This window comes from Flavobacterium salmonis (genome assembly GCF_903819435.1).
In the GTDB taxonomy this organism is placed as follows: Bacteria; Bacteroidota; Bacteroidia; order Flavobacteriales; family Flavobacteriaceae; genus Flavobacterium; species Flavobacterium chungangense.
The window spans coordinates 1-20,691 of record NZ_CAIJDP010000075.1; the positions used below are offsets into that span (position 1 = coordinate 1).

Here is a 20,691-nt window from a genome sequence, read left to right on the forward strand (position 1 = left end):
TGCTCACTTTGCACCGGAATTAGGTGGTCATTTTGAACTGGAATCAGGTGCTCACTTTAAAACGGAATGGGGTGATCAATATAACCGGAATTTGCAATACTGGGCCGATAATTGAATCTAGGCAGGAGTTGCTACCATCGCTATATTTTGAAATTCTTTCAATTGAAGATAGTAAATCATTGTAGTTTTCAAAAGTAAAACTTCTATATTCTTCGAGATATGGCATCTCTCTATCATATCTTTTATCTAAACTAGACCATAAGACAAAATCTTTATTTTTAAGAAGTTTCTTTACTTCTTTTCTGTACCGTATTTTTGACCAGCCATAGGTTCGCAGATACTTTTTAACAATATTGGCTTCTCTAAATGAATCTGTTGTGAAGTTTGATATAAAAAAGGATGTAATTAGATTTTTGTCAAAAACAAGAACTCTTTTTTCCTTCTCACGCCCATGTGAGTAATGATGACGTTCAAAAAAATTATATACTGCATCTTTGAGACTCTCATCCTGATAACAGCTAAATATAAAATTTAACAATTTAGTTCTAAATTCTTTCTGTTCTTTTGTTAATACTACAATCATCTGACCAAAATAAATTGTACGACCGTCACCTCCTTCATTATAGTGGTAGCTGTCAATTATAAATTTGTCTGCTATATAGAGAATTATCTTCGAGTATAGTATTGGATTAGTTTCTGCTTTTGAATAAAGAAAATTAAATAGTTGTATTTGTGAACTATATTGTTGCTCATAGCTGAATCTTTCATATATGAAGGATTGTTGAAAAGCCTTCAGAACCTTGGTAAAGACTATTGGGTCTGATAGACCATATTTAATTAATAATTCTAATGCCAATTCAAATTTATCGGGAACATTATGAAAATTCACTAATAAGCTAATTATTTTGTCGTCATACGATTTTATGTGATTGTCTTTATATATCTCAAATTTTAGATTATTTTCATTAATCGATTCTAGAGAATTAATTATTTCGTTTACAAATAGCAAGGTCTCGGTCTGCAGGTAGAACCAAAAACTATCAAGGAATCTAATTGCTTTTTCTCTATCGTGCTTTAATGAATTCCATTTTGTGTTTATATCATTGATAATGAGCTGTTTTATTTCGTTGAAGCCATAATTGCTGACAATTGGATTAAGCAACCTCGTTAATGATATCTTATGCTCATCAAAATATAAATCTAATAATAGCATAAATGGGATGTCCTTATTTTTAATAAAAACGAGATAAAAAATATACTCTCCTAATATTTGATCTGCAACCTTATAGGTGGATTGAAATTCATCTGCTAATTCATGTTCGACTAATGCCGATAATTTTTCAATCAAGGTATGTGTTGGGATGTCGAACCTAGAACATATTTCTTCAATCTGATTTGTGTTTGCAACATCTATTGATCTAAATAAACTTAATATCCCAGCTACTCTTAGTAATGTCTTATCATCTTTAATACTTTTATTAGCTGAGGAGAAATATTCTTCAAGGATATATGAGGCCTTATTTAACTTCTGGACATCCTTAATACCTGCTATTGCAGCCATTAATGCAATTCTAGGGTTACCTTTCGAAATTGAAAATATTCTATCCGTATAATAATTTGTAATATTAAACTCGGGAGATTGGAGTATTACGGCAAGTTCTTTTTTGTCGAAGTTCTTCAGTTCAATCTGCTCGTAATTTTTAAGTTCACTTTCAACCTCTCTTTTTACATAATTCCTTACTGTCAATATAATCTTAAGCGAGCCATCTTCGAATTCATTCTTAAAATGAATTATAGAGGACAAGTTGCTTTTTAACTTGTTTGCGTCATCAATAACAATCAAATACTTTTTATCTTTAACCAGCTGAACCTTTAGATCTTCCCAAATCAACTGGTTATTGTTTCTAATATATTTTACAATATGTTCCGGATTAGCATTATTGAATTTTGATGCTAATTCTATTGAGAATTTTGATTTACCAATTCCCGCTGGACCTGTTATTAGAAGATAATCTGAAACCTTTAAAAGTTCCAAACCTTTCTTTAAATCATTTTTACGATTATAAAAAGCATTGGATAATGGAGTAGCAAACTTTGACTTTTCATATTGAATGATGAAATCACTCATTTCTAATATTTGTCCAGAGTCGATAGTTAGTCCTAATTCTCTCGCAATAGAAGGATAATCCCGAAAAATAATTGTGGCAAAAGCATCAATACCAATCAGTTCTATACTGGCTATATTATGAAAAGTTTTTTTGTAATCTGAAATCTCTTTATGGATTGCTGTTGTAATTTCTTGGTTGCAGATTAATATAATTTTAGAGATACTGGCAATGGGTATATCTTTTTGGATAAAGCAATGCTTAACATCTTTTTTGAGCTTTGCTACTAGTGCCTTTTTATCAATTGTAGTAACCTCATTAAAAATAAAATTATCCCCTTCAGCAATAAAATTATCAGGTGTTCCTTTTTTTGACTTTTCTTTTCCAACAACAAAACCTGTAGCATTTACTATTGGGAATCTATATGCAAGATATAGGCGACATAAATTTGCAAATTTATCTGGATTACATCTTTGTAGTGCTTGTTCTATGGCTGTTATCATTGTAAATCATTTATTAAATAAGTAACACAATTTTTGATATTTATAACTTCAATTATTCTCTTTTTTCGTTTTCAATTCTTATATTAACTTCTTCTCTTATTTTAATATTTGAGTGTAAAAAGTTTCTTTCAGCCAAAAGTCGAGACACTTCATTATACACTTGCTTCTGACCTTTTGTATCTCTAATGGTTACGATAAGCGTAAAATCTTGGTTTAATTCTTCACCATCTTGAATAGCTAATGTTTCGGCAAAATCTCTATAAGTTCCTTTAATTTTAGCGTACCATTTTCTGTTTCCTGCTAAACTATCACGTTGTCTAGCATCTTTCATTTCGCTTAGATTAACAGAGTATTTCTTAACTGGTTGGTATTTTTTTCCATAATTAAGCAATACTCTTTCACGTGCATACTCGCTCTCGGTATCTTTTATATGTGCGCTTTTATAATTGGAATCAAGTAAAACATTCTGTGTGTCGTCTGGACCAATTTCATTGAGAATATTAGCTTTAGTTGTGTCACGTTCTTTTATATTTTCATAAGTGCCAAACATTAACTCTAAATTTGATTGACAATATTCTGCGCCTTGTTTTTCTCTCAATACTGGTTGACCAACTAATGTGATTTTAATTTCGCCGTAGAAAAAGCCGTCATCATCAACTAAACTTTCAGGAAAAGGAAATTCTAATATTTCAATGAATTCGCCACGAGTAATGTTTTCCTGCAATATCAATGTTATTTCGTGTGGATCATTATAAATAATCTCATCAGCTGAATCAGGAATACCAAATCCCATTTGATTCACTCTTTCACTAATTGGAAGACTTATTCCTGTTGGATATTTAGCAGAATGAATGGCTAAAGCTTTTAAAAGAGTAGGATTGAAAGTTTCATTAATTTTAAAATTTAACTCTGATAATAATGACGTTACTCTTGGTGTAGCAAAACTAGTCCCAATAATTTTTACTGAATTACCATTGTGAGAAATAGCATTTACTCCATTTTCAATTCTTCTACCGTCTTTCATCCCTGCATTGCCACCAAATGACACTATGTCAGGTTTGATACTATTTGCTGGACCAGGACCAATTCTTGTAAATGGTGATGGATGATTAATATCTGCTATATCATGTGTGTTTTTTGAGTGAGCAACCGAACCAATCACTAAAGAACGAACTGAATCTCCTGACCTTGCCACTCTGCTTTTGGGATGACCTTTTTCAAAATTTCTACAATTCCCAGTAGATTTGCAAATAATGACATCATTTGCTAATTGAATATCGTCCAAAGCCTTTCCAAAATCAGAAAAATCATTGATGTCGGATTCAGCAGCAGTGCCTAATGACAAATTCCAAATTTTAATATGATTATTTTCCTTTATTGCTTCTCTAATATTTTCTACCAATTCATCTTCATCTATTGATTCTTGCTTTTGATCAGGAAATACTGTTGCATCAAAAATTTTACAACCCGTATTTCCTGTCCAATTTTTACCTTGTAATTGATCCCCATAAAGTATTATACTAGACACACATGAACCATGCATTGGGTCAATCAAATCGTCAGGATATGAAGAGAATTTATCATCCAATAACCAAGGTGCTAAATATGGATTTTTAGATACACCTGTATCTAAAACTCCAACGATTGGGTATTCAACACCTTCTGTTGGTATTTTTATATCAATAGTATTCTCAGATTCCATGCTATCTGTTTCCACTTGATATTTGGGCATAAAAGTTATAGACTCTAAAGCTTCAAAATCTGAAATACTATCTAATACTCCTTGTGAAGCATTTTTAATTTTAAATATTATTAATCCTGGAGAATAATTTACTTCTTTTGCTTCAATATTAAATTCTTTGCAATATTTAACAAAAGCTGTTTTGACAGCATTGTTTATTTCATAATTTAGAAAGTCAATTAATGAAATTTTGACTGCTTGGTTTTCTTCAATATCTACTATAAAAGGTTTGAAGACTTCAATAGACTCAATAGCAGAAATACCTCTCGGATTTTTTAAATAATTAGCTATGTTGTTTTTAATTTGTAGTCCTTCTTCAACACTATCAACCTTAACAATAGCACTATTTGAGTCCAAAAAACCAATGATGTTATTTTTACTTATTTTACCATTGAAAATTTTTTGAATGTCTTTTCTATGTGACTTAGCAATAGCATTGTCATCAATATCGATTTTCAACGTAGCAGGAATAAAACTTCTTGAAGTATTACGTTTTTGAAATACCTCAATTAATTCATTAATAGGTTCGATGAAACTTTCTGCTCTTTCAGCAAGTAATTGCCCAGACAACTCCCATTTCGGAATATTATCTCCACCGCCACCTTCAACTCTTCTGTCGTCAATTTTTTGCCTTTTTTGAAAAAGCTTAATTGGTAAATTCTTCTTTGCCATCTTATTCTACATTTAAAGCGTTCCTAACTTGTCTTATTGAAATATCTAAATAACTTGCTATTTGTTTCTGTGGTATATGACTTTCGTTTAAAAACTTAATCATTTCCTCTGGAAGAAATCTGTTGTTGTTTTTGTATTTAAAATATTCAGAAAAGATATCTTCATATTCAAAAACTGATTTTTTTATGATTGAATTATAATATGCACTATTAATGATTTTAATAATCTCAGAATGTGATAAATTGCTCATATAGGTTTTAACCATTTCAAACTTTTTGTCATCTGTCGCTAAATCAGAACCAATTTTATCAAAATAGTTCTCTACAAGATTTTTTATTTCATCAGAATTTGGTTTGTTAACATTTACGACTTTTTCAAATCTTCTCCAAATTGCACTATCTAGCAATTGTTCGTGATTAGTTGCTGCAATCAATATCCCTGTTTCTAAGAATTCATCTATATTTTGTAAAAGACTATTAATTACCCTTTTTAATTCTCCGGTTTCTTGATTATCGTCTCTCGCTTTTGCTATAGCGTCAAACTCATCTAAAAACAGAATACAAGGTTTGCTTTTTGCATAATCAAATAATTTCCTAATGTTTTTAGCGGTATTACCTAATAGGGAAGAAATTAAAGAATCAAAACGCGCTACAACAATTGGAATATCTAGCTCTTTAGCAATATGTTTGGCTAATGTTGTCTTTCCGCAACCTGGAGGACCATAAAGTAAAAGAGATAGATTAATATCTAAACCTTTACTTTTTATCTCATTTTTGGAGTTCACTAAAGAAATAAAATTGTTTATTGGCTCAACAATGCCCTCAGAAACCATTATGTCAAACTTTATATCTTGAGGCAATATGATGTCTGCAATATTTAGCCTTGTGTCATTATCTACAGGCGCATCAAATAATTGGTCTTTAAAAACCGGCATGCCTTTAGCTCCTTGAATTGTTTTCAAAATTTTGTCTGCTAATTTACTATCTCCATCATCTCTCAATTTTTTTGCTAAATGATTGGAGTAATTAATCACCTTTTTATGATCATTATTCAATCCACCTTCAATTATTTTTATTAGTTCAGTATACATTGACGTAAATTTATTTGGGTTTTGTGATACAAATATAATTAAAAGTGTAATACAAAAACATAAAAACGTAATATTATTTTATTAAATCGTAATTTAATTATTTAAAAACGTTGTAAAATAAGTGTTTAGCGTGATTAAAGTTGTTTGGGATTTCATATCAAGTTTTAATTAATAATTGATGCAAATATTTCATATTGCGATATGTTATATGATTTTAATTGTTTATTACTCTTATTTCATAGTTGTATTTTGATTTTAAAACTCATAACGCAACTATGAAATACAACTATTTGCTTTTAATTTAATAATTCTTATTGTTTTATTTTGTCCCAAATTTGGTAAATAATTGGGACAAAATTTTATGTATTTCATTTGCGATTTACTACAGAATTTGTAGTGTTTTACGAAATAGAATATTAGTTAGCTTTTGGCAGTAAATTGGGTTTATTGCCGAAAGTTATTTTTTGTTTATTTCATCTATGTAAAACTGCAATTCATATAGTTCAATCAATTCTTCAACTTGTTTTGGCATTTTTGCCAGCTGCACAAAATTGATGTTTTGGTGTGGTGATTTTTCTCCTAATACATCTTGGAGGATTATGTAAATGGCTTGTTGCCATGTTTTGGTGCAGCAATGTATGTTATAGTTTTTTAAGTAAATAATAATATCTAGTTTTTTTGACTCTTCGTCATAGTTGAGTGGTTGGAATTTGATTTTACTGCTTTTAATTGTTATTTCTGGGAATACATAGGGTTCGTCTAATCCCTCTATAATTTTTTCTATGTTTTCTGTGGGTTGGATGAATGCCGTAAATTTCCAATTTCTTAAAACAGTTGCATTGTTTACTAATTGTACTACTTGTTCGAAGTATTCCGGATTTCCGTTTGCTGTAATAATGAGTTCTGCTTTTTGTTTTTCTTCTTTTGGTAAGACTATCATAAAGTCTAGTTCTTTGCAGTAAAAGCCTAGATGCCGATTTAGCCAAAAGCAGATGTGTTTTTGGTTTTTTGGATTTTCGCTGCTAAGGTTTTTGATGGTTTGGTTGTTGTCTTGGAACCAGTTCCAGAAGGTGTTTATTTTTCTCATATGTTTATATGTTGATGCGTTAATTTGTTTATTCGTTGATTTGAAATGTTCTAGGTGCTATTCGATTAAGTATGGATATACTTGCACTGATGAGAGATTGCTTCGTTCCTCGCAATGACAGTTAGCGTTTGTCTTGTGTGTTTTTGTCGAAAGCGATGAGGTTTAGCATGGCTCGGAATCTGGAGCGGACTCGATTGCCGTACATGGTTTCAATTTCTGATGCTGATAGATTGGTTGTTATGTGGGTTTTTACTTTTCTGGAGATAAAAAGATCATATCTTGACAGGATTATTTCTGCCATCACATTGCATTCGTTGCCGTAGTACTTTAGGTTGTTTTCTGTGCCTAAATCGTCGAAGCAATAGGTTCTTGGTTCGGAGTGGTAGAGTTTGCTGATACTGTATTTGTGGATGATTTGGTAGCCGTCTTGGATGAACTCAAAGCTGATGTCTCGACAGGGCTTTACGAAGAACTTATGTTCGATTGCTGTTAGGTATTTCATTAGGTTCATTAATGATGTTTTGCCACAGCCAATTGGACCTGATAATAATATTCCCTTGTCGAGATTTATTCCGTATTGAAAACATGTTGGTTCATCCTTCAGGAAATAGGCAATGAGTTTGTAAACGATTGGGTAATCGGTTTCAAGAATCTTGAAATGATTGCCGTATAGTTCGATGCCTTTTTTTTCGAGCCAATTGATTACTTCGGGGTAGCTGTAGTGGGATTTTATTTCTGTTTTCATAACGGTCGTTTGAAGGGAAAAGGTTTAGTTTCTTGTGGGTTCCTTCCTTCGTCAGGATGACAAAGATTGTGGTAAACTGTGTGTTCTATTTTCTTAAAAGCAAAGAGGACATTTTGTTTTACTTCGTCAATTTGACTTTTGGTATTGGGTCATAGATTAGCCACCCCGCCCTTTGGGCACCCCTCCAAAGGAGGGGAATTCTAGAGCGGTTCGGCATAGTTTTTATCGGTTGTTGTGTTCAGGTGTTGAGGGCGGATTGGTGGTGAATTGGTGGTGTTGTCTTTAAAATTGACGCTGTTTATTATCCAATTTTGTGCTGCTGCTTGCCAATCGACCATGGGTGTTTTTCCGCCGACTAGCCAACCGACACTGGAGAAATAATTGAAAAACTTTTGGGCTTCGAGTTCTGGGAAGTTGTTTTGTTGGAAATAGGATTTGATTTCTTCGATAACTGGATTTGATTTTTGATTATGCGAGACTTCGACAAGTTCAGTGTGACAACTTTCGTCTTTTTGCCAACCTTTTTCTGTTTGATTTTTATTGGAGTCGGCGAATGTTGAAAACATTTCTTTTTTCGCGGAACTTTTTTCTTTTTCTTCAGTTTCATTTTTTAAAATTGAATTATTTATTTCTTCAAAATTTTTTGCTTGCTCGTTCAAGTTTGCAACGTTTTTATCGTTTAAAATGTTTGTATTGTTTATATAGTTTATAGAAGATACTACTGCTTGTTCAGTACCTGTTTCACTACTGGTACAAGACTTGTTCAGCGCTTGTTCTGAAACCGATTCAATAAGCGGTTCATTTTTTAGTTTTCTCTCACTTTTTTGGGCTGGTTTTAGATCTTCGGAAAAATTGAATAAAATAACATGGCTCCCCTTGAATGGATTGTAGGATGGCTCGTAATTGATGTACCCCAAACTGTGCAAGTTTTTCAGGCATTTGTGATAGGTTGCTTTGGAACTGATTTTGCTTATTCGCATAACCTCATCGCGATTGATACTTATTGGGTTTTTAAAGCGGTTGCAGTTCCAAAATTGAAATAAGGCCATATAGAGGCTGACATGGGTTGGATTTAGTGCTTTATCTATTACTACTTTTTCGAAGAAGCCAGTTAGGTGTTTGATGTAGTTCATTTTGCTAGTGATTAGTGAATAGTCCTTAGTGAATAGTAACTAGTGAGTAGTGAATGGTGTTTAGTCTTGCTTGAACTGCGTTCAAGAGTTGACCTGCTTCGCAGGAGGTACTTCGACAAGCTCAGTATGACAATCACCACTTTACTTGAAAAGCGTTGGTATTGCGTTTGTTTTGTTGGTGTTTAGGAGTTTATCAATGTCGGCATTGTCGTAGTAGAGGGTGCCGCCGATTTTGGTGTAGGTTAGGGTTCCGTTGATGCGGAGGTTTTGGAGTGTTCCTGGAGAGATGTTCAATAGCTTGATGACTTCTTTTGATTTGAGCCATTTTTTTGAAGTTACGTTATCTTCCGCTTTTACCATTTTTTTGATATCTGCCAGAAGTTCGTTTTTGAATTCTTGAAGGTCTTCTTTTGTTAGGATTTCTAGTGTCATAGGATTTGATTTTAATTGGTATTAATTGTTTTACGATTACAAAATACCTTCTATTTTATTGGATTTTATCCCAATACGTTTCGTAGTACCGATAAAATTTAACATCAAAATTTAAGTAAGTCCCGTAGTTGCTGACTCCCTTATTTTGATTTGTTATAATTTGATTTTTATTCTGGAAAAGAAATGATGTTATGCACAATTGTAGTAGTTTATTCGCCATAAAAAAAAAGCAGTAAACCCCTTGTTTTATTAGGGTTTACTGCTTCCTGTTTTCGTAGTACTGCCATTACTCTATATCCTCTCTCGCCATTTTTTGCTGAAGGTTAAGTGTTAACTCTTCCAAGAATTTGGTTTTACTGCTTTTACGTGCCTTTATTTCGGTGTATGTCTTATACACATTATCCAATTTTATATTGAAAAAATCTTCAAATGATGAAGTGATTAAATTTATATCTGCTGCTCCATGATTGATTGCTCCATTAGAGAATAAGGCATAAATCAACTCAGTCAATGCTGTTTTTGGTCCTGTCCAGACGATTACCTTGTGTTTCTTTTCTTCAAAAATGTCGGCATCATCTACTTTCAAGCGTTTTAAGGCTTGACGGATGTAATGTATAAAACGATACATTGCCTTAACTTTTGCCCAAAGCATGTCTTGTGCTGTTGAAAATTCTGGAAACTGATAATAATCTGTCATTGGGGTGAATGGGAAATTATTTCGATGGTTTCTGGTAAAGAACTGATGATCTAAATAACTATATCCCTGTTCCATGTAATGTACAAAGTCGGCATTTTTATAAAAGAATTTGTTTATTTTACGTAGTTCTTTTTGTAGAAATTCTACTTTATAGGTTGTTCCAGCTTTAGGCATTCTCAATTCGCAGGAGCGAACTTCGGTAAAGAAAATCAATAAACTCATTGGAATTGGCTTATTATTTTTAAAGAAATCAATCTCTTCCGGAACCGTATTAAAATCCCGTTTGTCCACTATCTCTTTAAAACTGGATAATGTTTGATTACACAATATGATTCCTTTACTGGCTTTATTGAGCATTGTATCACTTGATTCTAAAATTTCGTTACAATTTGTATTAAATGATTCAATTGTCTTTTTAAACATCATAAAAAAAATTAGTTACAAATAGGTTAAAAATATTTTACGATATAGACTTATAGTCGTTTTGAATCGTATTCATCACTTCCATGGTATAGTTATCACGAGCCTGGATATAGGCAACTTTAGGAATAATTTCAGCACCTAGTTTTCTTTTTTCGAAAGAAGCTGAAATTCCAAAATCGACTTGTGGAAAGTTGAGGTCGTTTGCTCTTTTGATAGTTTGAAATAATAGTTGTCGGTATAAATTGAATTCTTTTGCCCATTTATACTCCATTCCAATTAGTTCTGGTACGTAGGTGTGGTTTTGGTTTTTGTAGCAAAACATGACACCTACTAAAGGATTATCCTCTTCTGTGTTTAAGTATAATAGAATGAATTCCCAATTTGGACACGTATTCATATCCTCAAAAACGGATTTGGTGTATTGAAATGTATTGATTGCATAATTATTATTTTTTACATTAACATACAGTTGGTATACGATTTCCGTTTCTAAGTCGCTCAGGCTATCTTTAATTTCTACCTGATAGTATTTTTCAAATGGTCTGATTTCCTTATTGAAATGCTTTCGGGAACGAGGCGATAATACTTTTGAAAAATCATCATATTCTAGCCATTTTTCTCCTTTAAATACACAGGATTCTGGCATGTTGATTTTGAAATATCCTTGTTCTTGAATTATTTTGTTCCAATTGTTTTTCTCTTCAAAATCTCTTAAAACCAGCATATCTGCTTTTAAATCATTGTATTTTTCTTCTAGTTTTTCTAATAGTACTTTCACCGCTTTTTCAGCCGATTCCTCTTTTTGATTGATGTAGCAATGTTTTCCTTCCGTGAAAAGACAACCCAAGCTTACTACTTTAGACGTTAGGTGTAATGGATTTGTTTTTCTGATTTCTTCCAGTTGTTTGGAAACTGATTCTGTGGCTAACATATCATCCTTCCATAAACTATGGGTGCCAAATGTCATTAGCAGGATTTTGCCGTTTTTATCTTTAATTGTATAATAGAAGAATTCCCAATTGTTGTTTTGGTCAGGGTTGTTTTTGAATGCTTTTTCTAAAAACAGCAAACCGTCCCAATCAAAGATGTTGTTCTTGCCCATCAAACTATTCCAATCTGATTTAAAAATATCTTTTATTGTGCTTTTTTCTTCTATTGTTAATTCATCGCTACTCAATCTATTTACAGGTAGCGAATCCTCACAACTTAATCCGAAAGCCTTCCTCACTTTTGTATCACTATTGTTTGTTTCCTCTAATGCTTTTGGATAATGGTTTTTTATTGCCTCTGCCAGTTCTTTAACGTCTTGTTTGTGATTGTGGCTTGACAGAGTAATCCTAATTCCAGTATTTTTGATTGGAACAGCTGGGTAAATCCCTAAATTGAGAAAGAAACCTTCTTTAAACAAACGATGGACAAAATTGTAAGCTGAAACTGGTGTTCCCATGCCTAAGAAGAAAACAGGGGAATCGTTTGTGGAAATTATAGGAAGATTTTCTACTGCTAGCAATTGATTGAAATACGCAATTTTATCCGCCAATTCTTGTTGACGGATTGTAATTTCAGCAGATAAATGGATTTTTACTGAAGCAATTGCCGCTCCAACGGAGGCTGGTTCTAATTGGGCAGAAAAGGTTAAGGGGCCACCAAAGTTTTTAATCTTGTTACGGAGTTTTTGGTTTTTGCAGAATACTGTAGCCCCACTGGCTCCGAAGGTTTTGCTTAATGTTCCGACTACTACAATATTTTCTGGAAGTTCTTTGATGGTGTCAAAAACGAATCCTGTTCCGTTTTTACCTTTCCAACTCATGCCGTGTACATCATCAAAATAGAGATACAATTGACTGTATTTTTTTGTCAATTCCATTAATTCCGAAATAGGGGCATAGTCCCCAAACATGGAATACACACCGTCTGCCATGTACCAGATTTTATTGCATTTAGAAGATAGTTGTTTTATTTTTTCTTCTAACATGTTGAGGTTGTTGTGTCTTATCATTTCTACTGGAATTCCTCTTAGTTTGAGTAATTGACAAGCATTTTGCACGCTCCAATGCACTTGATGATCCATAATCACTGCATCTTCGTCTCTCAATAATGTTGGAATAATAGCCAAATGACCCAGTGTACTGTTTTTGGTAATTATCGGTGGAATGCCGTACATCTGTTCTATTTTGTCTTCTAATTCACTATAAAGCGGATGCGAAATGTATGATTTTGATAGTGGAAATTGTGTGCCGTAATCCCTTATAGCCTGAATGGCCGCTTCTTTAATTCTATCATCTTGTTCCAAGCCTAGATAGCCAGTCGTTCCAAAATGATACATTTCTTTTCCTTTGATTTGAATGGTTCTGCCTGTTAGTTTTTTATCTTCTGCATAGAGATGCAAAATGCCTTCCTTTTTTGCTCCTGATAAAACTTCATCAACGGTATCGATGAAATTGTTGTGTTTAATTTTCGCCATTTGTTTGTTGGTTAGATAGGATTTTTATAAAGAATCGTTTCAGCTTTTTATAATTGAGATTTAAAATTCACTATAAAAAATGAAAGTTTTTTCATCTCCCAATTCAATACTCCCAATTTGACAAGTCAAATTCCCGAATTGACAACGAAATACTAAAAACACTCAAAACACAACAAATAATCCCGAATTGACAATCGCTGTGTTATGAAATGTTTATATTTTTGTTAAATAAACCTACTAAATTCATAAAAGATGATTGCAGCTCATGACTTTTATGAGAATGACTATTCGCGATTTTGGATTGCATATGGTATTCTCTACTTTGAATATAAAGCTAACTTGACTATTGACTTGAAGGTTGCTCAATGTGTTGTGAATGACAGGATTCGATTTCAAAATGAGCGTTCTTTTCCTATTTTGTGCGATACCCGTGGTATTGTTGGTACTGAAAAGTGTGGCAGAGATTATTTAGCTCAATCAGGGTCAATTTTGACCAGTGCCGTTGGTTTGCTCGTCCATGAAAAAGTATTGATGACGATTAGTACTTTTTACTTGGAGATTAGTAAATCTGCTGTACCTACTCAGGTTTTTACTAAAGAAGCAGATGCGTTGGTTTATTTGAAGGGGTTTTTATAGCTAGTAGTTATTAGTAATTAGTGAGGAGTGATTAGTGATTGGAGAGTACTTAGTGCTTCGTTTTATTGAATTTATTTTAAGTTATGGAGAGGTTGCATAACCAAGAGCGCATTGTTAGCATGCACCAGATGTTGTTTGAAATGGCTCGTGGTAATTTTAATAGCCGTATTCCTTTGAGTTCGTATGATGACGAATTGGAAACGCTTGTTGTTTTGATTAATATGGTTGCTGAAGAAATGAAGGAGTCTATTTTTCATAAGGGCTATGTTAATACGCATCATTCGTATTCTTTTGTTTCGCAAACTACTTTTGTTTTGGATGCTGTTTTGTTTATTCAAAGTTTTACACCTGAAGTCACTTCTTTTTTAGGGTATTCGGAATCTGAATTGCTTTACCAACCTTTAGGCTGTATTCTTAGCCCCTCTTCTTTGGAACGAGTTGAAAATGTGCGTGCTGCTTCTATTTCATCGCCTATGCCGGTTGCCCTGGATTTTACTACTAAAGCTGGTTTGTTGGTTTCTGTTTCTTGCAGTATTGGCTGGTTAGTTCATCGTTCAGAAATTATATTGAATTTGGTTACTCCCGTACGCCAAGATTCTTATAGTCCTTTGGCTTATGACTATGATGCTGATCCTTCTCTTAAGACTAGAAAGGCGGATGCGCTATTGATTCAAAAGTTGTATGATTATATTTTAGCTCATCTTAATGAACCACTTCCTTCCTTAAAAGAACTTTCTCGCCAATTTGGTACGAATGAGCATAAACTCAAAGCTGGTTTTCGTTATTTTTTTAAGACTAGCATTTATCAGTTTTATAATGAGGAGCGTTTGAAAAGGGCTTATTTTATGATCGAGCATACTGCTATTCCTTTGAAAAACATTGCTATTATGAATGGTTTTTCTAATTACCCGAATTTTTCAAAATCGTTTAAAAAACGTTTTGGCATTTCGCCTTATGAATTGAAACGAAATGAAACCAATTTTCCTTTTTTATCCAGCGATTTAGGTTAGTCAGTCTTCACTTTCTCCGTTTTTGCCTCTTTTTGCTCCCGAAAAGACAAGTGTTATTGTTTTGTAATTCAGAACTTTACGGTGTTTAATTAAAGATAATAAGTGATGAAAGTAAATAATCAGTTTAAAAAAGTAGTGCTGGAGCTTATTTGTTTGCTCTATATCTTGCTGTTTGTTTATGCAGCCGTTAGTAAATTGTTGGATTTTGAGAATTTTCAGGTGCAGTTGGGGCAGTCGCCTATGTTACGTTCTTATGTACCACTTATTTCTTATGGAGTTCCTATCCTAGAGCTGATTTTAGCTGTATTGCTGCTTTTTTACAAGACTAGATTAGTTGGCTTATATGGAGCCTTTGCTTTGATGTCTTTGTTTTCAACTTATCTTTTTATTCTTTTAACGTATAGTGATTATATACCTTGCTCTTGTGGAGGTATATTACAGAAAATGGGCTGGAAAGAGCATCTTCTATTCAATCTTGTTTTTTGGTTTTTTGCTGTGCTTGCTATACGATTATACAATTTACGACAAAACATTAGTATGCCTTTACAACTGAAGCTGCTATCCTTTCTTTTTTTTACTTGTAGTGCATTAGTCCTTTTTCAATATTTAACTACTAACAAAGAAGATGTTGCTGTCCAGCAATTTATTAGACATTATCCGCATCATCCTATTTTATTAGAAAAACAAATTGATTTAAAATACAATTCCTATTATATCGCGGGATTTCAAGATGGCAAAATCTATCTTGGGAATGTAACTGCTCCTTTAGCGGTTCTGGTGGTAGATGTACATACTTACAAAACAGAAAATTACATCATCCAGCTCCCTAAAAGTAATTTAAAATTTCGCTCTTTGCGGTTAGTTGTAGCGGCACCTTATTTTTATTTTTATGACGGTATAACAGCAGTAGTTTTTAGGGGAAAAACTTCTGATTGGCAAGCGAGTCAATGGTTGTATAAAGCTGCTTATTTTACTCATATGGTGCCTGTGGATTCTTCAAGCATTGCTATAAAAGCATTGAGCAGTACTTCTTTTGAAAATATTTTAGGTCTCATTACTACCAAAGATTCCGTTAGAGTATCCCTATATTCCAGTATTTTAGAAAGACAAAAAGATGGGATTTTTGATACCGATGGTCTATTGCTGTATAATGCATCTGCAGATCAGCTGGTGTACCCTTATTTTTATAGAAATGAGTTTTTAGTTATTGCTTCTAATTTTGAGCGTCATTCTAAATTTAAGACTATTGATCAAACGGCAATTGCGCAAGTTAACCCCGTTACCTTATCAAAACAAAAAAGAACGGTATTAGCAGAACAGCCTCTTACGGTTAATAAAAATAGTGCAACGTTTGGCAGTTTCATTTTTATTCAAAGTGGTATTATGGGGAATTATGAGCCCAAGGATAATTGGGATAGCGCATCGATTATTGATGTTTATTCTATTTCTTCAGGGCACTATTTTTTTAGTTTTTATTTGCCGCATCAAAATCAACATCCTATGAGTAGTTTTTCTATAGAAAATGGCAGACTGGCAGCTGTCAGCGGACCGTATTTAAGCCTTTATACCTTACAATCACCATTCTAATTTCTGAATGTCAACTTATACTGCAGTGTCAGGGAAACGATCGAAAACCTGAAAAAGAGTAGATCAATAATTTTAATTTTTAGTATTATGAAAAAAATCATTTTGAAATCAGTTTTACCGATGGTAACTGTTTTATTGGCCGTTTTTGGAGCGTTTGCGTTTACTGAAGCTCCGAAAGAAGAATTGTTAACTGTAGATATGATTGGCGTACTTCCAAATTCTTGTGAAGAGTCGTCTACCGTATGTAGTACTATCTTTAACACCCAACAATGTCAAGAAGGGAGTCAAAACTTGTATCGCTTAAATGCAGCTGGTACTGCGTGTCCAGATCCATTGTACAGAAAACAATAGTTTGCTTTACTGTTACGACCATTCAATGCCGGATGTGTGTTGTCCGGCATTGTTTGATTCTTTTATTATTTTAAGTGTTCATCAAACCATTTTTTTATTTCTTTGGTCAGCAGTACTTGGTTTTCCTTAGTGTTAATCGTGTGTCCTTCGTTGGGGAAAAGAAGTAATTTGTTTTCCTTTTTTAATCTTCTGAGTGCCATGTGGAGGTAGATGCTTTGATTCCAATCCACATTATAATCCTCTTTGCCTGTCCATATTAATACTGGTGTATTGATTTTGGCAGCATTAGCAATAGGCGAATTGTTTTTATAACCTTCAAAATTTTCAAGAGGATTTGATCCCATGCGCATTTGTTGTGATTCAAACCTCCAAGCTTGGGTTCTATTGAAATTCCAGTTCATTTGCAAATACAGATTTGTTAAATCGGTAACTCCTGAACCTACTACTGCTGCTTTAAAAATATCAGTTTGTGTGATGATTGATGCAACTTGATATCCTCCGAAAGAATGACCGTAAATTCCCATTCGTTTAGGATCTATTTTTTCCGTTTTTATAGCTTCATTCACTGCGCTTTCTACACAATCTTTTGCTGAAATTCCCGGATTTCCAATTTCATAGATGATGTCAGGCAACAAAACAAAATACGCATCATAATTATAATTTGCCACAGCAAATCCAGCTCTATCATAGAGGGTTGGATTATCATATTGATGAAGCCTTTGCGAAAGTTTTTCATAAATGTACACTATCATGGGGTATTTTTTTTCTTTCTTATATCCAACAGGATAGTATAAAATAGCATTTAATGTATCTCCTTTTGAATTTGTGTACTTCATTAATTCTGCTGTTCTGGATTCGTACTTTGTATATTGTTTGTTAGACTGATAGACTATTTTGGGTTGAGCTTCTTTTGGTGTTGTAAATAATATCCTTGGGGGTCTCGTTACCTCTTCTTCTATCCAAATCATGTCCTGACTATTGCTTGCGATTTTCATTCTGCTTGCTTTCGAATTTTCAAAGTGGATTTTTATCAAGCCTTGTTTTTCCTTCCAAATGTAGTATCCCCAATTTTTATTTTGGTCAATTGCAGTGCAGATTATTCCAGCTTTTTTGTTAACTGTAGTGCTTAGAAATTCGATACTACCGCGATGCCCTTTGTTTACATAAAGTTCTTCTTCTATTCTAAACTGAGTTAGTGTTTCTCTTCCATTAGTGATCCTTTTTTTTGTTTTACCATCTGCTGCTATCATCCAAATATCATATTCATCATAAATGAAAATGTGTTGATTATCTGAAGACCAAGCTCCACAACCAAAGCCATATTTGGGTCCGGGTTCGTCTTGTTTGAAATTTTCCACTGGAAAAGGTAAATCTTTGGTTATATTAGTATGCGTTTCTCTTTTGAGGTCATAAATCCACCAGTTTTTATCTCGATAATAATAGAAATAGTTTCCGTTTGCTGATGCTCCCATTGTTTGCGCTTTTTGGCTTTGCTTTTCGAGCAGCAGTATCGTTTTATTTGTTTTTAGGTTGGTTAAATATAAATCGACAGGAGCTGCTAGTTCAAATTGTGGTTCATAGTCTAAGGGATTAAATGACAGGACATAGTTGCTTAGAGGGCATACAATTGTATTGGGTCTTTGATTGGTACCTATTACTTTTAATTCGTTTTTAATAGGCCACCAAATGGTCATTTTGGCTGTGTTTTCAAAATTTCCTTTTACTTCTTGAGACGGATATTCTAATGGGGAATTGTATTCCCAAACCTCCATTTTCCTGGGTTCGATTTTCGCTTTTTCTCTGTTGTTTATGTAGAAAATTACTTTGTTGTCATTTGGCTCTATTACTATGCCTTTTTGACCAAAAGGTTTCACAATACTTTTTTGATTTAATTCTGGAAAATCATTGGAATTTAAATGGTAATATTTTTTGTTTATCAAATCGAAATAGCCAATAGCATGATTTTGATTGGTGTTTTCTTCTTTTTCTTGATTTTCAAAAAATGCAAATCCGTTGTTATTATTCCAAACTAAATTTTTAAAGCCTTGTTTGTTGTTTGCAATAGGGATTTGAGCAAATGGATTATCGGTAGTGCCTACTACTACCGATGTATCTTTAGCAATTGCAAGATTGCCATTGGAACTAAATTCAAATTCTTTGACTTTTGGTATTACAATGGTCTTCTGTTTTTTTAGATTGATCACGACTAGTGTGTCTTTATTAGACAGCACTCCAATACTATTTGATACTTGATCTATTTGATATTTTTTGACCTCATCAAATTCAAGTTGACTATTTTTCTCCAAATTTAAAAGTATGAGCTTTTTTTGATGGGTACTATAGGTAAACCATTTGCTATCGGAACTAAACTTTCCATTTGAAGCATTTGGAAAATTGAAAGCTTTGTTGTTTTTTACTGTTTTTAAAACCAAGGTATCCTTTCCGTTATTGTACTTTAACTTAAAGCTTAGCCATTTCCCATTGGGAGCTATATTTTCATCTTCCAATAGGCACCAACTATCATAGTCTTTTTCCGTTAGTTTTCTCTTTTGGTTTTGTCCAAAGGAAAACTGATACGTCAAGCAGATGATACTAATGATGATGCTCCTTTTTACTAGTTGACTGTTCATTTAATATCCTGTATTTTGCGGTAAAAGATTGGTGTTTAGTAGTAGTTCTGCTTCGGGAATAGGCAATAACAACTGTGTGTTTTGCCAATTGGGTTTTAGGGGGCTTAATACATTTTCTGCCCTTGCTGTTCTTTTTAGATCAAACCATCTGTGTCCTTGCTCGGTAAATAGTTCTACTTTCCTTTCTTGCATAATAGCTTCCAGAATTGCTGCTTTAGTTGTAGCAGTGGTTTCTGGTAAAGCTGCTCTAGTTCTCACTTTATTTAAGTCTTCTAAAGCTTGGGTAAGATTGTTTAATTCAGCTCTTGCTTCTGCTCTGATTAGATACTGTTCTGCTAAACGGAAAAGAATCGAATACTCTTCGGAAGTTCCTGTGTTTAAGGTTTTTTTGTACTTGTATGCATGATACCAAGACTGGCTACCATTGGTTATTGTTCTGGTCCAATATTGCTTTCTTTTATCATTTGGCTCAAAAGCATTCATCATATCCAGCGATAAAGCTTGTTTGATAGGCGGACCCGATGAAAAAATAAAGGTTCTTGCTTCTTTGGTGTTTAAACCTGCTATCCCTGGATGTAAAGCCCAGATAATTCCCGGATTTTCTTTCAAGAATACCTTTTGAATGTTTAGTTCCCAATTGTAGGCTGTATTGCTTATTACTGCTGTTGCATAGGTTTCTGCTTGTTCCCAATTCTCCAGATATAGATGGAGTCTTGCTAACATTGCTTTTACTACAAATTTGTTTGCTCGTACCCGCTCATTTGTAGGGTAGTCTTCTTGCAGTAGTGCTTCGGCATCCGTTAAATCGCTTACCATGTTTTGGTTTATTTCACTTATTGTATTTTTAGTAACGGTGGTATTGTGCACATAATTTGTAGTGGTAATGTATGGGATTTCACCAAAGCAATTCACCAAATAAAAATGGATGTACGCTCTAAGAAATAAAGCTTCACCCTTGAGTTTGTTTTTATCAGCTGTGCTGATATTAGTGGTATTTTCTACCCCTTCAATTATGGCGTTTATGGCGTACAATTGCCCATAACTTGTATTCCAAAGCGTAGCTATGTAGGAGTTACCGGGTACAATTGTATGGTTGTAAATACTTTGTAGGGTAGTGTTGTTGCCGTATAAAGTTAGTTCGTCGGCATAGTTTCCCATTATGTTAGCTAATCCAAATGCTGTCCCTGTTACCATACCTTCCTCTCGAAGTCTTGCATATACGTTCGATAAAGCTGCTGTAGCTGTAGCAGCATCTTCAAATACTGCTTGCCCCGTTAATTGCGACTGTGGTACCCCAACTTCAATAAAATTTTCGCAACTGATTAAACTAAAAATTGCAATTCCTGTTGCAATAGCTTTTTTATAATTTGTTATCATATTTTCTG

Annotated in this window: 15 protein-coding genes; 4 read left to right on the forward strand and 11 right to left on the reverse strand. The window is 33.5% G+C overall.

The window, feature by feature from the left end; all coding sequences use genetic code 11:
• Positions 1 to 43: 43 nt before the first annotated feature.
• The 9 genes from FLACHUCJ7_RS15305 to FLACHUCJ7_RS15345 form a co-directional block, all read right to left on the reverse strand.
• The gene (locus FLACHUCJ7_RS15305) at positions 44 to 2,608 is read right to left on the reverse strand and encodes an nSTAND3 domain-containing NTPase (RefSeq protein ID WP_180909489.1); all 2,565 of its coding nucleotides are present in this window, start codon (positions 2,606 to 2,608) and stop codon (positions 44 to 46) included.
• Positions 2,609 to 2,660: 52 nt separating this feature from the next.
• Positions 2,661 to 5,021 carry a S8 family peptidase gene (locus FLACHUCJ7_RS15310; RefSeq protein ID WP_180909490.1) on the reverse strand — a complete coding sequence of 787 codons (2,361 nt, stop codon included), beginning with the start codon at positions 5,019 to 5,021 and terminating at the stop codon, positions 2,661 to 2,663.
• 1 nt (position 5,022) lies between these two features.
• On the reverse strand, positions 5,023 to 6,111 hold the full coding sequence (locus tag FLACHUCJ7_RS15315) for an AAA family ATPase (RefSeq protein WP_078227716.1): 1,089 nt from the start codon (positions 6,109 to 6,111) through the stop codon (positions 5,023 to 5,025).
• Between the two features lie 457 nt (positions 6,112 to 6,568).
• Entirely contained in the window at positions 6,569 to 7,198 is a 630-nt protein-coding gene (locus tag FLACHUCJ7_RS15320) for a hypothetical protein (protein ID WP_180909491.1), read from the reverse strand.
• A gap of 121 nt (positions 7,199 to 7,319) precedes the next feature.
• Positions 7,320 to 7,943, reverse strand: a complete 624-nt coding sequence (locus FLACHUCJ7_RS15325) for a P-loop NTPase family protein (protein ID WP_180909492.1) — start codon at positions 7,941 to 7,943, stop codon at positions 7,320 to 7,322.
• A 200-nt stretch (positions 7,944 to 8,143) separates the two neighbouring features.
• Entirely contained in the window at positions 8,144 to 9,076 is a 933-nt protein-coding gene (locus FLACHUCJ7_RS15330) for a transcriptional regulator (protein WP_180909493.1), read from the reverse strand.
• A gap of 141 nt (positions 9,077 to 9,217) precedes the next feature.
• Positions 9,218 to 9,508 (reverse strand): helix-turn-helix domain-containing protein, encoded by a 291-nt coding sequence (locus tag FLACHUCJ7_RS15335; RefSeq protein WP_180909494.1) that lies wholly within the window; start codon positions 9,506 to 9,508, stop codon positions 9,218 to 9,220.
• A gap of 286 nt (positions 9,509 to 9,794) precedes the next feature.
• Positions 9,795 to 10,631, reverse strand: a complete 837-nt coding sequence (locus FLACHUCJ7_RS15340; RefSeq protein WP_317170920.1) for an RteC domain-containing protein — start codon at positions 10,629 to 10,631, stop codon at positions 9,795 to 9,797.
• 34 nt (positions 10,632 to 10,665) lie between these two features.
• Positions 10,666 to 13,092: an aminotransferase class I/II-fold pyridoxal phosphate-dependent enzyme gene (locus FLACHUCJ7_RS15345; protein WP_180909495.1), complete on the reverse strand. Its 2,427-nt coding sequence runs from the start codon at positions 13,090 to 13,092 to the stop codon at positions 10,666 to 10,668.
• Positions 13,093 to 13,344: 252 nt separating this feature from the next.
• Here FLACHUCJ7_RS15345 and FLACHUCJ7_RS15350 point away from each other — a divergent pair, with 252 nt between their 5' ends.
• From FLACHUCJ7_RS15350 to FLACHUCJ7_RS15365, 4 genes are all read left to right on the forward strand, one after another.
• Positions 13,345 to 13,728, forward strand: a complete 384-nt coding sequence (locus FLACHUCJ7_RS15350) for a DUF7793 family protein (protein WP_180909496.1) — start codon at positions 13,345 to 13,347, stop codon at positions 13,726 to 13,728.
• Between the two features lie 83 nt (positions 13,729 to 13,811).
• Positions 13,812 to 14,738 (forward strand): helix-turn-helix domain-containing protein, encoded by a 927-nt coding sequence (locus FLACHUCJ7_RS15355; protein ID WP_180909497.1) that lies wholly within the window; start codon positions 13,812 to 13,814, stop codon positions 14,736 to 14,738.
• Positions 14,739 to 14,843: 105 nt separating this feature from the next.
• Positions 14,844 to 16,325: a MauE/DoxX family redox-associated membrane protein gene (locus FLACHUCJ7_RS15360; protein WP_180909498.1), complete on the forward strand. Its 1,482-nt coding sequence runs from the start codon at positions 14,844 to 14,846 to the stop codon at positions 16,323 to 16,325.
• Between the two features lie 87 nt (positions 16,326 to 16,412).
• Complete coding sequence (locus FLACHUCJ7_RS15365) at positions 16,413 to 16,676, forward strand: DUF6520 family protein (protein ID WP_078227726.1); 264 nt, start codon at positions 16,413 to 16,415, stop codon at positions 16,674 to 16,676.
• Between the two features lie 65 nt (positions 16,677 to 16,741).
• Here FLACHUCJ7_RS15365 and FLACHUCJ7_RS15370 read toward each other — a convergent pair whose 3' ends face one another.
• Positions 16,742 to 19,306, reverse strand: coding sequence for an alpha/beta hydrolase family protein (locus tag FLACHUCJ7_RS15370; protein WP_180909499.1), 2,565 nt, complete (start codon positions 19,304 to 19,306; stop codon positions 16,742 to 16,744).
• Complete coding sequence (locus FLACHUCJ7_RS15375) at positions 19,307 to 20,683, reverse strand: RagB/SusD family nutrient uptake outer membrane protein (protein WP_180909500.1); 1,377 nt, start codon at positions 20,681 to 20,683, stop codon at positions 19,307 to 19,309.
• Positions 20,684 to 20,691: the final 8 nt, after the last annotated feature.